Genomic DNA, 13,571 nt, shown 5'->3' on the forward strand with positions numbered 1-13,571 from the left:
ACGGATACCGGTGGAGGGTCTATCCCGAGCGCTCGTCGAGGGCGTCGCCGAGGATCACGACGCTGGTGGCCATGAGGGCCGGGAGCCACAGGCCCGCCAGGCTGCCCAGCACGACGACGACGGGGCCCGACACCAGCGCCAGGGTGAACCGCTCGCGGTAGCCGAGGCGGCTGGGGGACCCGGGGGCCAGGAGGAAGCGCCACAGGGCCACATAGCCCAGAGCGAACAGGCCCGCGGCGACAGCGCCGAGCCACCATCCGCCGGCGATGCGCCACAGGGAGACCGCGCCCAGCACGGTGAGCGCCACATGCCCCACGAAGAGCACCACACCGAACCAGCGCACCTCCGCGCGCGGCTGCGCGGCGCCGCTCACAGCGGTGACTCCTGATCCGTGGCGGCGCGGTCTGCAGCGGCCCTGTCGAGCCGGTCTGTGAGTTCCCGCAGCTCAGAGCGCAGCTCGCCGCGGACGAAGTCGCGCGTGGCCAGCTCGCCCAGGTGCATGCGGATGGCCGCGATCTCCCGGGCCAGGAAGTCCATGTCCGCCCGCGACTGCCCGGCGATGCGGCGGTCCTCGTCGAGGCTCAGCTTGTCGCGGACCTCCTGCCGGTTCTGCGCCAGCAGGATCAGGGGGGCGGAGTAGGAGGCCTGGGTGGAGAAGAACAGGTTGAGCAGGATGAACGGGTACGGATCCCACTTCAGGCCGAAGAGGCCCACCAGGTTGATCGTCACCCACACGATGACGAACACCGTCATGTAGACGAGGAACTTGGCGGTGCCCATGAACCGGGCGAAGCTCTCCGCGAACGTGCCGAAGGTCTCCGAGTCCACCGAGACCTTCGGCAACCAACTCCGCGTCCCCGGCTGGGACAGCGGGTTGCGCTCAGCCATGGCTCACCTCGGCCCCCGCCAGATCCGTGACCTCGACCTCGTCCATCTGCTCGCCGCGCCAGTCGTCGGGCAGCATGTGGTCCAGCACGTCGTCAACGGTCACCGCCCCCACCAGGTGGCCCAGGGCGTCGACCACCGGCGCCACGACGAGGTTGTAGGTGGCGAAGAAGCGGCTGACCTGGGCCAGAGGGTCCGCGGGGGACAGCGGCTCCAGGTCCTGGTCCAGCAGGGTGGCCACCAGCGTGGTGGGGGGCTCGCGCAGAAGGCGCTGCAGGTGGGCGGCGCCCACGTAGCGTCCGGTGGGTGTCTCCAAGGGCGGGCGGGCGACGAACACCATCGACGCCAGGGCCGGAGTCAGCGACCCCTCGCGGGCGTGCGCCAGCGCCTGCGCCACCGTGGCGTCGGTGTCCAGGACGATGGGCTCGGGCGTCATCATGCCGCCGGCGGTGAACTCCTCGTAGACCAGCAGGCGGCGCACGTCGGCGGACTCCTCGGGCTCCATCCGCTGCAGGAGCTCCTCCGCCACGTCCGTGGGAAGGTCGCGGATGAGGTCCGCGGCGTCGTCGGGGTCCATCTCGCCCAGCACGTCCGCCGCGCGCTCCGCGTCCAGGGCGGAGATGATGTCGATCTGCTCGTCCTCGGGCAGCTCCTCGATGGCCTCGGCCAGCGTCTCGTCGTCGAGCGCGTCGACCACGGCGGCCAGCGACTCCGGCTCCAGGTCGTGCAGCTCCCGCGCCACGTCCGCGGGCTTCATCTCGGAGAACTCCGCGATGAGGTGGGCGGCCGTGCGGCCGCTGGTGAGGATCAGGTCCGGGATCTCGCGCCACGACACCAGCTGGGGTGCGCTGCGGCTGCCGAAGCCGAACCTGCCGGCGCCGCCGCCGGCGCGCAGGGCGACCGACTCCAGCTCCCACTCCCGGTTGCGGACCATGTGCATCGACACGTCGAGGATCCGGGTGGGCCGGGACCGCTCGATGCTGCGGTCGAACAGGTCCCCGGCCACGAGCACCTCCGCCTCGCGACGCTGGAACCGGCGGGCGTCGACCTGCCCGGTGATGGCCACCTGATTCGGGGTGATGTCGTGGACGCGGACCATGGGCACGAAGATCCTCGCCCGGGCGAACAACTCGGCCACGAAGCCCTTCACCCTGGGGGCCCGGCCATCCGTGCGCAGGTAGCACACCACGTCCTTGACGCGCCCCACCTGGTCACCGGCCGAGTCGACGAGGGGGAGGCCGATGACGCGCGAGATGAAGACAGCCGAATCTTTTGCGACCATAGGGCCAATCTATCCGCAAGGGACCCGACGATGACCCAACGCCCCGCCCGCGCCCGCCGCACCGTCCTGTCCGTCCCGGGATCGAGCGACCGGTTCCTCACCCGCTCCGTCGACCTTGACGTGGACCAGGTGCTCCTCGACCTTGAGGACGGCGTGGCGGTGACGGCGAAGGACGGGGCGAGGGCCGCCGTCGTCGAGGCCCTGCGCGCCCGGCGGTGGCGGGCGCCGACGGTGTCTGTGCGCGTCAACGGCTGGGCGACCCCCTGGACCCACCGCGACGTGATCGACGTGGTGGCGGGGGCCGGGGCCCGGCTCCACAGCCTGGTCCTGCCCAAGGTAGCCTCGGCCGGCCAGGTGGAGGCCCTGGACCTGCTGCTGACCCAGCTCGAGCGCCTCCACGGCCTGCCCGTGGGCCGGATCGCCATCGAGGCGCTCATCGAGGACGCCGCGGCGCTCACCCGCGTCGAGGACATCGCCGCCGCCAGCCGGAGGCTCGAGGCGCTGCACGTGGGCCCGGGGGACCTGATGGCCTCGCTCGGCCTGCCGAGCCTGCGGGTGGGCGCGCTGGGCGACGGCTACCCGGGGGACCCGCTCCACCACGCCTACGCGCGGATCCTCGTCGCCGCCCGGGCCAGGGGGCTGCAGGCGGTCGACGGCCCGTACACGGCGGTGCGCGACGAGGCGGGGTTCCGGGAGTCGGCGCGTCGGGCGGCCGCCCTCGGCTACGACGGGAAGTGGGTCCTGCACCCGGACCAGATCGAGGCGGGGACGGAGGTGTTCACGCCGTCGGCGGAGGCCGTCGCGCGCGCCGAGGCCATGGTCGCGGCCGCCGCCGAGGGGGCCGAGCGCCGGGTGGGGGCCGTCATGCTCGGCGCGGAGATGGTCGACGAGGCGGGCGTAAACTTGGCACGGGCCACCTTGGCCCGCGTACGGAGGACCACATGACGGAGCCGATGAGCAACAAGCTGATGCAGTTGAACTATCCCCAGCACATCGCGCAGTTCGGCACGTACGAGGAGGCGCAGGCCGCCGTCGACTTCCTGGCCGACGAGAAGTTCCCCGTGCAGAACCTGCTCATCGTGGGGACCAACCTCAAGCTGCTGGAGCGCGTCACCGGACGGCGGACGTGGGCCACGGTGCTCGGGGAGGGGGCCCTGTCGGGGCTCACCACCGGCCTGTTCGTGGGCGTCATGCTCATGCTGTTCGTCGGCAACGGCAACTTCGCCATGCTCTATGTGGGCCTGGCCATGGGCGTGGTGTTCGGGGTGCTGGCGCGCGCGCTGGCGCACACCCTGACCGGCGGTAAGCGGGACTTCAACTCGGCCCGGATCACCGTCGCCACCAGCTACGAGGTGCTCTCCGAGCACAAGGTGGCGCAGCAGGCCCGCGACATGCTGGCGGCCCGCCCGGGCGCCCGCGCGGCCCTGTTCGAGTGAGCGCTCCGGTCACCGCGGAGGACTGGGACCAGCTGTTCTCGCACCCCAACCACGTCTACGGCTACCGCCCCAACGAGTTCCTCAAGAGTCAGTCCCGCCTGCTGCGCCCCGCGTCGCGGATCCTCTGCCTGTGCGACGGTGAGGGCCGCAACGGCGTATGGCTGGCAGAGCAGGGCCACGACGTGGTCAGCCTCGACTTCTCGGCCGTGGCGCTCGAGAAGGGGCGCCGGCTGGCGGCCGAGCGGGGCGTGGCCGTCGAGACCTGGCAGGTGGACCTGGCCGACTGGGTGCACCACCCCGATCCGGAGCGTCCCTGGGACGCCGTGGTGGTGATCTTCGCCCATCTGCCCTCGGCACTGCGCCGCGCCGTGGCCGCCACGGTGACCCGGCAGGCGGCTCCCGGCGCCGTCCTCATCCTGGAGGCGTTCACCCCCGCCCAGCCCGGGCTGGGCAGCGGCGGGCCGACTGACCCGGACCTGCTCCTCACCCGCGCCGACGCCGCCCATGAGTGGGCAGGATGGCGCCCCGACGTCCGCCTGATCGAGCGGCGGCTCTTCGAGGGCATGGCGCACCAGGGCCTCGCCTCCGTTGTCCAGGTCCTCGGCCTGCGGGCCTGAGGCCTCCGGTAGGTTTACCCGCACCACCGCCGTCAAGGAGAACTCCGATGGATCTGAACTGGACCGCCTACAACCCCGGCACCCCCGCGGAGCGCGTGCTGCTCGTCGGGCCCAGCCTCGGCGGCAACGCCGCGCACCAGTGGACCGGCGTGGCCGCGCACCTGATCGACGACGCGCGCGTCGTCTTCGTGGACCTGCCCGGCACCGGCCTGGGGGCGGTCTGGGACGACGCGGACGAGCCCACGCTCGACGCCGTGGCGGCGGGCATCGCGAAGGTCGCGGCGGAGGTCCGCGAGGAGGAGGGCGCTGAGATGCCCGTGTACTTCGCGGGGCTCTCCATCTCCGGCGCCACGGCCCTGCATCTCGCCCGGGACTACGACAAGACGTTCTCCGGCGTCGTGGTGGTGGCCTCGGCGGCCACCGTCGGCGAGCCCGCCCGTTGGCTGGAGCGCGCGGAACAGGTGGAGGCCACCGGCACGCAGCAGCTCGTGGAGGAGACCACCAAGCGCTGGTTCACCCCGATGTTCCGGGCGCAGCAGCCCGCCGTCGTGGACGTCGTCATGGAGGGCCTGTCCGTGGCCGACGACCACTCCTACGCCCAGCTGTGCCGGGCGCTGGCCGCGCACGACGTGCGCGACGACCTGCCCTACATCACCACGCCCGTGGTCATGATCGCCGGCGAGCGCGACACCTCCACCCCGATCGCCAACGTGGAGCTGGTGGCCGAGACCGTCCAGCGGGGCGAGCTGCACGTGGTGCCGGAGGCGGCCCATCAGGTGACGGTGGCGCGCCCGGCGGACGTGGCCGACATCATCCGTGGGCTGCTGACCCGCGGGCAGACCTCGAAGGTGGTCTCCGAGTCTGCGGACTGACGCTCAGGCCCTGGCCTGCGCCAGCCACGCCTCCACGTCGTCGGCCGCGCGGGGCAGGGCCGCGGACAGGTTGACCGGGTCCCCGTCGGTGATGAGGATGTCGTCCTCGATGCGCACCCCGATGCCGCGGTACTCCTCGGGGACCAGCAGGTCCGTGGACTTGAAGTAGACGCCCGGCTCGACGGTGATCACCATGCCGGCGCGCAGCGTGCCCTGCCGGTAGGTCTCGGCGCGGGCGTGGGCGCAGTCGTGGACGTCCAGGCCCAGGTGGTGGCTGGTGCCGTGCACCATCCAGCGCCGGTGCTGCCCGCCGGAGACCTCGATCGACTCCGCCGCGCTGACCGGGAGGATGCCCAGCTCCTCGAAGAAGCCGGCGAGCACCGTGATGGCCGCGCGGTGGACGTCGGCGAAGAGGGCCCCAGCGCGGCAGGCCTCGATGCCCGCGGTCTGGGCGGCGAGGACGGCGTCGTAGACCCGGCGCTGCGGGCCCGTGAAGCGGCCGTTGACCGGCAGCGTGCGCGTCACGTCCGCGGTGTAGAGGGTGTCCACCTCCACGCCGGCGTCCAGCAGGAGCAGGTCCCCGTCGCGCAGGTCCCCGTCGTTGCGGATCCAGTGCAGGGTGTTGGCGTGATCGCCGCCGGCGGAGATGGTGTCGTAGCCGACGGCGTTGCCCAGGTGCCGTGCGTGCAGCTCGAAGACGCCCTCCACCCAGCGCTCGCCGCGGCCGTTCTCGACGGCGCGGGGGAGCTCGCGGGCCACGGCCTCGAAGCCCACTGCGGTCGCGGCGCACGCGCGGCGGAGCTCGCCCACCTCGAAGTCGTCCTTCACGAATCGGGCCTCGGAAGTGGCCCGGGCCAGCTCCGCGTCCCGGGCGGGATCCTCGTCGGCTCGGGCACCGTCCACCAGCTCCGTGACCGACGGGTCTGCCTCGCGGATCACGGCCAGCGGCCGGGGGGCATGGTTGACGACATCCTCCAGCTCGCGGATGTCGCGGCAGGGCAGGCCGGTGGCCGCCGACATCTCGTCGAGCGAGTCGCGCCGGCCCACCCACATCTCCCCGTAGCGGGCGTCGGCGTAGAACTCGCGGTCCGTGCGCGGGGCGCGGGGGCGGAAGAACAGGGTGGCGTCCTCCCCGTCGAGCACGAGGGCCGCGTCGGGCTCACGGTCCTCGCCCAGGCCCGTGTAGTACGCGAAGGCGCTGTGCGGGCGGAACCGGTAGTCGGTGTCGTTGGCGCGGGCCTTGAGCGGGCCCGCCGGGATGACCAGGATGGCGTCCGGGAACTCCTGGGCCAGCCGGGCCCGTCGGTTCGCGGCGGGCCCGGCGGCGGGCAGCCGATCGGGGAGCGCATCGGGGTAGGGGGCCCAGCCGCTCACGATGAAGGCCTTGAACTCCTCGGAGTAGGGGTCCCGGCGGCTCTCGTTGCTGTCTCGTCCCTTGGTCATGCGGCCCACTCTACGTGGGAGCCTCAGACCTTCCGGATCAGGATCGAGTCCACCGAGTGGGACTCGCCCTTGACGAGGATCGCGGTGGCCCGGTCCCGCGTGGGCGCGATGTTCTGGCGGAGGTTGGGGCCGTTGATCTCCTCCCAGACCTGCTCGCCGAAGCGGGTGGCGTCGGCCTCGGAGAGCTGCGAGTAGCGGCGGAAGTAGCTGCGCTCGTCGGTGAAGGCGGTCCGGCGCAGCGTCAGGAACCGCTCGATGAACCATTGGCGGATATGGTCCTCGTCCGCGTCGACGAACACCGAGAAGTCGAAGAAGTCGCTGACCGCCAGGCCGGGATGGCCGTCTGCCTCCACCCGCGCGGGCTGCAGCACGTTGAGGCCCTCGATGATCAGGATGTCCGGGCTCTCGACGACGATGTGCTCGTCGGCGTGGATGTCGTAGCTGAGGTGGCTGTACACCGGGGCCAGGACGCGGGGCGCGCCCGACTTCACGTCGACGACGAAGTCCAGCAGGGCGCGGCGGTTGTAGGACTCCGGGAAGCCCTTGCGGGTCAGCAGGCCGCGACGCTCGAGCTCCGCGTTGGGGTACAGGAAGCCGTCGGTGGTGATGAGGTCCACCCGGGGGCTGCCGGGGGCGCGCCGCAGGAGCTCCTGCAGCAGCCGCGACACCGTCGACTTCCCGACGGCGACGGAGCCAGCGACGGCGATGACGAAGGGGGTGCGGGCCACGTCGAGGCCCAGGAACCCGTTGCTCTGGGCGTAGAGGCGGCCGGTGTTCTCCATGTACAGGTGGAGGAGCTGGGTGAGCGGCCGGTAGACCTCGGTGATGTCGTGCGAGGAGGTGGGGTCCCCGATGCCGCGCAGCCGGGTGAGGGTGGCCTCGTCGAGGTCGATCTGCGTGGCGTCCGCCAGGGCTGCCCAGGCGTGGCGCTCCAGCGCGACGTACGGTCCGGTCACCGTCACTCCTTCGTGGGGGTTGGTCGGCGGCAATCGTAACAGCGGCAGGGGGGTCGCCCGGCGCAGACCGGAGTGGCCGGAGTGCCGATGTCAAGAAGTGCTCATTCATCATGTACGGTTTCCGGCGTGTGTGGAATCGTTGGATATGTCGGAGAACGTGACGGAATCGATGTGGTGCTGAGCGGCCTGCGCCGGCTCGAGTACCGCGGATATGACTCGGCGGGCGTGGCCCTCCCCGATGCGGGTCGAATCGAGTGGCGGAAGAAGGCGGGCAAGATCGTCAACCTCGAGGCCGCCATCGGGGAGCGTCCGCTCCCGGGCGGCACGGTGGCCATCGGCCACACCCGCTGGGCCACGCATGGCGCGCCCACGGACCAGAACTCGCACCCCCACGTGGCGGACCGGGTGGCCATCGTGCACAACGGCATCATCGAGAACCATCGCCAGCTGCGCGAGGAGCTCCCGGGCGTCGAGTTCTCCTCGGAGACCGACTCCGAGGTGGCCGCCCACCTCCTCCGGCGCGAGCTGGAGGCCGGCCGCGACATCCTCGACGCGATGCGCGCCGTCGTCGGGCGCCTCGAGGGTGCGTTCACGCTCGTCGCGGTCGACGCGCTGGACCCCGAGCGGATCGTCGCCGCCCGCCGCAACTCCCCGCTGGTGGTCGGCGTGGGGGAGGGCGAGTACTTCCTGGCCTCGGACGTGGCCGCCTTCATCGCCTACACCCGCGACGCCGTCGAGCTGGGGCAGGACCAGATCGTGGAGCTCACCCGCGACGGCGTGAGCGTGACCACCTTCGACGGCGGCCCGGCGGAGACGAAGGAGTTCCACGTCGACTGGGACCTCGAGGCCGCCCAGAAGCAGGGCTACGACTGGTACATGCGCAAGGAGATCTTCGAGCAGCCCCGCGCCGTCGCGGACACGCTGCTCGGCCGCCTCAACGAGCGCGGCGAGCTGGTGCTCGACGAGATCCGCATCTCCCCGGAGATCCTGCGCCGGATCAACAAGATCGTCATCGTGGCCTGCGGCACCGCCTTCTACGCCGGCTTGGTTGCCAAGTACGCCATCGAGCACTGGACCCGCATCCCGTGCGAGGTGGAGGTGGCCTCCGAGTTCCGCTACCGCGACCCGATCATCGATCCGATGACCCTGGTGGTGACCATCTCGCAGTCCGGTGAGACCGCGGACACGCTGATGGCCATCCGGCACGCCCGCGAGCAGGGCGCCAAGGTCATCGCCATCTGCAACACCAACGGCGCTACGATCCCGCGGGAGTCCGACGCGGTGATCTACACCCACGCCGGCCCGGAGATCGGCGTCGCCTCCACCAAGGGCTTCACCACCCAGCTGGTGGCCTGCTACCTGCTCGGGCTGTATCTCGCGCAGGTGCGCGGCATGAAGTACGGCGACGAGATCGCCGCGCTGCTCGCGGAGCTGGAACGGATGCCCGACGCCATCCAGGGGATGCTGGACAACCAGCAGCAGGTCCTGGACCTGGCCCGGGAGTTCGTCAACGAGCCGTCGGTGCTCTTCCTCGGCCGCCACGTGGGCTACCCGGTGGCTCTGGAGGGTGCGCTGAAGCTCAAGGAGCTGGCCTACATCCACGCTGAGGGCTTCGCCGCGGGCGAGCTCAAGCACGGCCCCATCGCGCTCATCCGCGAGGGCCTGCCGGTGTTCGTCGTGGTGCCGCCCCGAGGGCGGGACCAGCTGCGCGACAAGGTGGTGTCCAACATCGCCGAGGTGCGCGCGCGGGGCGCGAAGACCATCGTCCTGGCGGAGGCCGACGACGAGGAGGCCCGCGCGGCCGCGGCCGTGTTCATCGAGCTGCCGAAGCTCTCCACGCTGCTCCAGCCCGTGGCCGCGATCATCCCGCTGCAGCTGTTCGCGTGCGAACTGGCCACCGTGCAGGGCCACGACGTGGACCAGCCGCGAAATCTCGCCAAGTCGGTCACCGTCGAATAGGCGTTCTGCTTCTAGAGTGGCGCCATGATCGTGGGCATCGGCACGGACCTCTGCGTCATCGAGCGGTTCCGGGAGATGCTGGCGCGCCGCCCCGGCCTCGACGAGCGGCTGCTCACCGAGGGGGAGCGGCGGCTCTCCATCGAGTCCCAGGCGGCCCGCTTCGCCGCCAAGGAAGCGTTCGCGAAGGCCCTCGGGTCGCCCGGCGGGATGCGGTGGCTGGACTGCGAGGTGGTGAAGAACGACGACGGTGACCCGGCGTTCCGCAACACCGGCTCGGTGGCGGCCCGCGTGGAGGCCCTCGGGATCCGCCACATCCACCTGTCGATCAGCCACGACGGCGGCTTCGCCACCGCGATGGTGGTGTGCGAGGCATGAGGACCGTCATCACCGCGGCCGAGATGCGCGGGGCCGAGCGGCTGGTCTTTGACGCTGAGCCCGGCGTCGACCTGATGGGCCGCGCGGCCGCGGAGGTGGCGCGCGTGGCCGGTGCCGTCGCGGAGGAGGGCCCCGTGCTGGTGGTCGCGGGGCCGGGCAACAACGGCGGCGACGGCCTCCACGCCGCCGCGCTCCTGGCCGAACACCGCCAGGTCGCCGTGTGGGTGGCGCTGGGCGCCGCGCACGAGGGCGGCCTCGAGGCCGCGCTGGCCGCCGGCTGCCGCCAGGTGGGCGCGGTCGAGGCCGTGGACGCCCTCGCCGAGAGCGTCCTCGTGATCGACGCCGTCACCGGCCTGGGCTCGAGGCCGGGCCTGCCGGAGTCCGTGGCCACGCTCGCCGCCGCCTGCGAGGACCTGGCGGTGCCGGTGCTGTCGGTGGACCTCCCCAGCGGCCTCGACGCGGACTCCGGCGCCCTCCACCCCAGCTTCAGGGCCGCCCACACCGTGACGTTCGCCACCGTGAAGCCGTGCCACGTGATGGAGCCGGCGGCGTCGCGCTGCGGGAGGGTCCACGTCGTCGACATCGGCGTGGAGGTGCCCACCGGCCAGCTGAGGCAGGCCGAGGAGGCGGACATCGCGCGCTGGTGGCCTGCGCCCACCGCAGCCTCCGACAAGTACGCGCGCGGCGTGGTGATGATCGACACCGGTTCGGAGCAGTACCAGGGGGCGGCGATCCTCGGGGTCTCGGGCGCCCTGCACGCCGGCGCCGGCATGGTGCGCTATACCGGGCGCGTCGCGTCCGGACTGATCCTCTCGCGGTTCCCCAGCGTCGTGATCGGCGAGGGCCGGGCCCAGGCCATGGTCGTGGGCTCGGGGTGGGGCGACGGCGAGGGCACGGAGGGCCGCGTGGCGAACGCGGGCCTGCACGCCGTGCCCACAGTCGTGGACGCCGACGCGCTCTACTCGCTTCCCGCGGGCCGGCTGGAGAACTGGCTGCTCACCCCGCACGCCGGCGAGCTGGCGCGGATCCTCGGGTGCACCAGGTCGCACGTGGAGGCGGAGCCGCTGGTGTGCGTGCGGGAGGTGTCGCGGCAGACGGGAGCCGCCGTGCTGCTCAAGGGCGCCACGCAGTACGTGGCCGAGCCGTCGGGGCGCGTGACGATCGCCGTCCCCGGGCCGTCGTGGACGGCGCAGGCAGGCTCGGGCGACGTGCTCGCGGGCATCTGCGGTGCGCTCCTGGCCGCGGGGCTGCCCGCGTGGCGCTCTGGCGTCGTCGGGGCGAGCATCCAGGCGATGGCCGCGGCCCGCTGGCCGGGCCCACGCACCCCGGACGAGCTGGCCGCGCGGCTGCCGGACCTCGTGGCGGACCTTCTTGTCTGCTAGGGCGCGGGCCGCCACATCCCCACGGCGGGCATGTGCCTGCCGGAGAAGCGGCCCAGGTCGACGAAGCCTAGGCGCCGGTAGAGCGCGGCGGCCCGGTCGGTCGCGGCCTCGAGGTACACCGGTGCGTCGATGGCGGCCAGCCGGTGCTCGAGGAGTGCCCGCCCCACGCCCCTGCCCTGCGCCGCCGCGGACACGCCGAGGTAGCCGAGGAACCAGTGGGGGACCGGGGGCCGGTGGCGCGCGAGCGCCCGGTCGATCCGCGCTGCGGCGGGCCAGTGGGGGCCCAGCGCACGGATCATCCCAAGGGCATGTCGCGCAGTCTCCGCAACCGACGGCGTGGGGCGGCCTGGCGGCTCCCACAGGCCGGCGCCGAGCACGCGCTCTCCGTCCAGGGCCACCTCGACCAGCCAGCCATGGGTGACAGCCTCGCCCATGTACGCCCGCACACGCCTGGCGCGCTGGTCGGCCGGGATGAAGGCGAAGGACGGGTCGTCGGCGAAGGCGTCGGCGAGCGCCGAGGCCGCCGCCGGGAGCTCCGAGGGCGCGGCGGCGCGCACCAGGATGCCGGTCACTCGAGGAGCCCCTTCGCCAGGTAGGAATCCGGGCCGAAGCCGGGCGGCACGACGAAGACGGCCGACCCGATCGCGGTGGTCCACTCGTTGAGGGCGTCGCCCTGATCAAGCCTGCGCTGCACGGGGATGAACTGCTCGGCGATGTTGGCCTGGAAGGCCGTGAAGATCAGCCCCGAGGTGGGGCGGGGTTGGCCGTCGATCCACTCGTCGTGGGTGTAGTTGAGCCCGCGGCGCAGCATGGTGCGGCCGGAGTTCTGCGCCGGGTGGGACACGCGGACGTGGGCCTCCTGCGCGATGACCGGGGCGCCGTCGGCGACGGCCTCGAAGTCCGGGGGGTCGTGCTCGGCCTCGCCGGTCAGGGGGGCGCCCGTGTCGAGGCGACGGCCCACCGACTTCTCCTGGCGGTCCCGGGTGGCCTCGTCCCACGTGTCGAGGTTCATCTCGATGCGCCTGACCACGAGCTGGGTGCCCCCGGCGAGCCATCCGTCGGCTGAGAAGACGGCGGCCTCCACGGCCTCGGCCGTGGGGTTTCCGGTGCCGTCCACCTGTCCGAAGAGGTTCCGCCCCGTCACGGCGGCTCCGGAGGCGTCGACCGGACGCCAGGAGCCCGGCTGCGCCCAGCGCCGCGAGGCGAAGGGCGCCGCGTCGGTGGTGAGGCGACGCAGGGCGTGCGCGACGGTGGTGGCGTCGTCCGCGGAGACCCAGGCGAGGAGGTCGCCCCCTGACCAGCGGGTGGCCAGCTTGTCGTGGTCCATGGGCGGGATCTCCTGGAACCCGGCCGGGCGCCTCGCCGCCAGGCCGTCGAGGTCGAAGACCCGGGGCCCGAGGCCCACCAGGATGGTGAGCGAGACCCCGGCCTGGGCCAGGTCCGGCGCGGAGTCGCCCGCGGCCGGCCTGCCGGCCATGAGCGCCGCGATGTCCGAGCTCCACACGCGCATGAGCCGCGCCAGGGCCGCGCGGTCCGTGCCGGGCAGCAGGTCGAAGGCGACGAGCTCGCCGACCGCCGGCTTGGGGGTGAGGATGCCGGCCTGCACGTCCCCGTGGGCCGGATAGGTCTGCCCCGACACCGCCGCGGTGGTGGGCTGCGGTCCCGCCCCGCCCCAGGCGCGGCCCGCGATCACGCCCGCCGCCCCGCCGAGGGTCGCGGCGCCGGCGTAGCCGAAGACGCCGCGGCGGCTCACCTGGGGGCTGGACATGCTGGGATTCTACCCACGACGGAGACCCCCGGAGGGTACCCCCAGGGGTATCTCGATTCGGCTATGCTGCAAGGGTGAAGTCGAAGCTAGCCGCCCCCGTCATCGCCGTCGCCGCCCTGGCCGCCTGCTCGCCCGCGCAGAGCGCCACACCCGGAGTCATCGCCGCCGACCCGTGGGTCCGCGCCACCGTCGGCACCGAGATGCCGGAGATGACCGCCCTCTTCGTCAACCTCACCAACCCGTCGGAGGAGGACCGGATGCTGGTGGCCGCGGACTGCGGCGACGTTGCGGGGAAGGTCGAGCTGCACGAGATGGTGGAGGCCGACGGCCAGATGGTGATGCAGGAGGCGGAGGGCGGCCTTCCGGTGCCCGCCGGCGAGCACGCCCACCTCGCGCCCGGCGGGCCCCACGTCATGCTCATGGGGCTGACAAGGGAGTTGGCCGCCGGCGCCGAGGAGATCGCCTGCACGCTAGAGTTCGACGACGGACAGTCCATCGAACTGGTCGCCCCGGTGAAGGAGTTCACCGAGGAGCAGGACACCTACCACACCCACGCGCCGAGCACCGACGGCTGACCCGTCGGGTGCGCCGCGGAG

15 protein-coding genes are annotated in these 13,571 nt (G+C 72.6%); 8 read left to right on the forward strand and 7 right to left on the reverse strand.

All coding sequences use genetic code 11. The features are described 5' to 3' along the window. Positions 1–19: 19 nt before the first annotated feature. Genes ACZK5D_RS04295 through ACZK5D_RS04305 form a run of 3 tightly spaced genes read right to left on the reverse strand, consistent with a single transcriptional unit; the run spans position 20 to position 2,167 of the window. Positions 20–373 (reverse strand): hypothetical protein, encoded by a 354-nt coding sequence (locus tag ACZK5D_RS04295; protein ID WP_463664387.1) that lies wholly within the window; start codon positions 371–373, stop codon positions 20–22. Beyond that, positions 370–888 carry a DUF1003 domain-containing protein gene (locus ACZK5D_RS04300; protein WP_463664388.1) on the reverse strand — a complete coding sequence of 173 codons (519 nt, stop codon included), beginning with the start codon at positions 886–888 and terminating at the stop codon, positions 370–372. The genes ACZK5D_RS04295 and ACZK5D_RS04300 overlap by 4 nt, the downstream gene beginning before the upstream one ends. Then, the gene (locus tag ACZK5D_RS04305) at positions 881–2,167 is read right to left on the reverse strand and encodes a magnesium transporter MgtE N-terminal domain-containing protein (RefSeq protein WP_463664389.1); all 1,287 of its coding nucleotides are present in this window, start codon (positions 2,165–2,167) and stop codon (positions 881–883) included. The genes ACZK5D_RS04300 and ACZK5D_RS04305 overlap by 8 nt, the downstream gene beginning before the upstream one ends. 30 nt (positions 2,168–2,197) lie before the next feature. Here ACZK5D_RS04305 and ACZK5D_RS04310 point away from each other — a divergent pair, with 30 nt between their 5' ends. Genes ACZK5D_RS04310 through ACZK5D_RS04325 form a run of 4 tightly spaced genes read left to right on the forward strand, consistent with a single transcriptional unit; the run spans position 2,198 to position 5,092 of the window. After that, positions 2,198–3,112, forward strand: coding sequence for an HpcH/HpaI aldolase/citrate lyase family protein (locus ACZK5D_RS04310; RefSeq protein WP_463664390.1), 915 nt, complete (start codon positions 2,198–2,200; stop codon positions 3,110–3,112). After that, on the forward strand, positions 3,109–3,603 hold the full coding sequence (locus tag ACZK5D_RS04315) for a YflT domain-containing protein (protein WP_458996303.1): 495 nt from the start codon (positions 3,109–3,111) through the stop codon (positions 3,601–3,603). The genes ACZK5D_RS04310 and ACZK5D_RS04315 overlap by 4 nt, the downstream gene beginning before the upstream one ends. Beyond that, positions 3,600–4,220, forward strand: coding sequence for an SAM-dependent methyltransferase (locus tag ACZK5D_RS04320; RefSeq protein ID WP_463664391.1), 621 nt, complete (start codon positions 3,600–3,602; stop codon positions 4,218–4,220). Before ACZK5D_RS04315 ends, ACZK5D_RS04320 begins: the two co-directional genes overlap by 4 nt. 47 nt (positions 4,221–4,267) lie before the next feature. Continuing rightward, positions 4,268–5,092 (forward strand): alpha/beta fold hydrolase, encoded by an 825-nt coding sequence (locus ACZK5D_RS04325; RefSeq protein ID WP_463664392.1) that lies wholly within the window; start codon positions 4,268–4,270, stop codon positions 5,090–5,092. Positions 5,093–5,095: 3 nt separating this feature from the next. Here the strand turns inward: ACZK5D_RS04325 and ACZK5D_RS04330 are convergent, their stop codons facing one another. Next, on the reverse strand, positions 5,096–6,535 hold the full coding sequence (locus ACZK5D_RS04330) for an aminopeptidase P family protein (RefSeq protein WP_463664393.1): 1,440 nt from the start codon (positions 6,533–6,535) through the stop codon (positions 5,096–5,098). Positions 6,536–6,558: 23 nt separating this feature from the next. Continuing rightward, a complete protein-coding gene (gene coaA, locus ACZK5D_RS04335) occupies positions 6,559–7,533 on the reverse strand; it encodes a type I pantothenate kinase (RefSeq protein WP_458996497.1) in 975 nt (324 codons plus the stop codon). A gap of 84 nt (positions 7,534–7,617) precedes the next feature. Here coaA and glmS point away from each other — a divergent pair, with 84 nt between their 5' ends. From glmS to ACZK5D_RS04350, 3 genes are read left to right on the forward strand one after another with little or no spacing between them, the layout of a single operon-like run. Then, positions 7,618–9,450 (forward strand): glutamine--fructose-6-phosphate transaminase (isomerizing), encoded by a 1,833-nt coding sequence (gene glmS / locus ACZK5D_RS04340; RefSeq protein WP_463664394.1) that lies wholly within the window; start codon positions 7,618–7,620, stop codon positions 9,448–9,450. Positions 9,451–9,474: 24 nt separating this feature from the next. After that, positions 9,475–9,825: a holo-ACP synthase gene (locus ACZK5D_RS04345; RefSeq protein WP_458996308.1), complete on the forward strand. Its 351-nt coding sequence runs from the start codon at positions 9,475–9,477 to the stop codon at positions 9,823–9,825. Further along, complete coding sequence (locus tag ACZK5D_RS04350; RefSeq protein WP_463664395.1) at positions 9,822–11,207, forward strand: NAD(P)H-hydrate epimerase; 1,386 nt, start codon at positions 9,822–9,824, stop codon at positions 11,205–11,207. Before ACZK5D_RS04345 ends, ACZK5D_RS04350 begins: the two co-directional genes overlap by 4 nt. Here the strand turns inward: ACZK5D_RS04350 and ACZK5D_RS04355 are convergent. Continuing rightward, positions 11,204–11,779: a GNAT family N-acetyltransferase gene (locus tag ACZK5D_RS04355; RefSeq protein WP_463664396.1), complete on the reverse strand. Its 576-nt coding sequence runs from the start codon at positions 11,777–11,779 to the stop codon at positions 11,204–11,206. The genes ACZK5D_RS04350 and ACZK5D_RS04355 overlap by 4 nt on opposite strands. Beyond that, entirely contained in the window at positions 11,776–12,975 is a 1,200-nt protein-coding gene (locus tag ACZK5D_RS04360) for a Dyp-type peroxidase (protein ID WP_463664397.1), read from the reverse strand. The genes ACZK5D_RS04355 and ACZK5D_RS04360 overlap by 4 nt, the downstream gene beginning before the upstream one ends. 74 nt (positions 12,976–13,049) lie before the next feature. Here ACZK5D_RS04360 and ACZK5D_RS04365 point away from each other — a divergent pair, with 74 nt between their 5' ends. Continuing rightward, a complete protein-coding gene (locus ACZK5D_RS04365) occupies positions 13,050–13,550 on the forward strand; it encodes a copper chaperone PCu(A)C (RefSeq protein ID WP_458996312.1) in 501 nt (166 codons plus the stop codon). Positions 13,551–13,571: the final 21 nt, after the last annotated feature.

The organism is Tessaracoccus yangjingae (genome assembly GCF_055326235.1).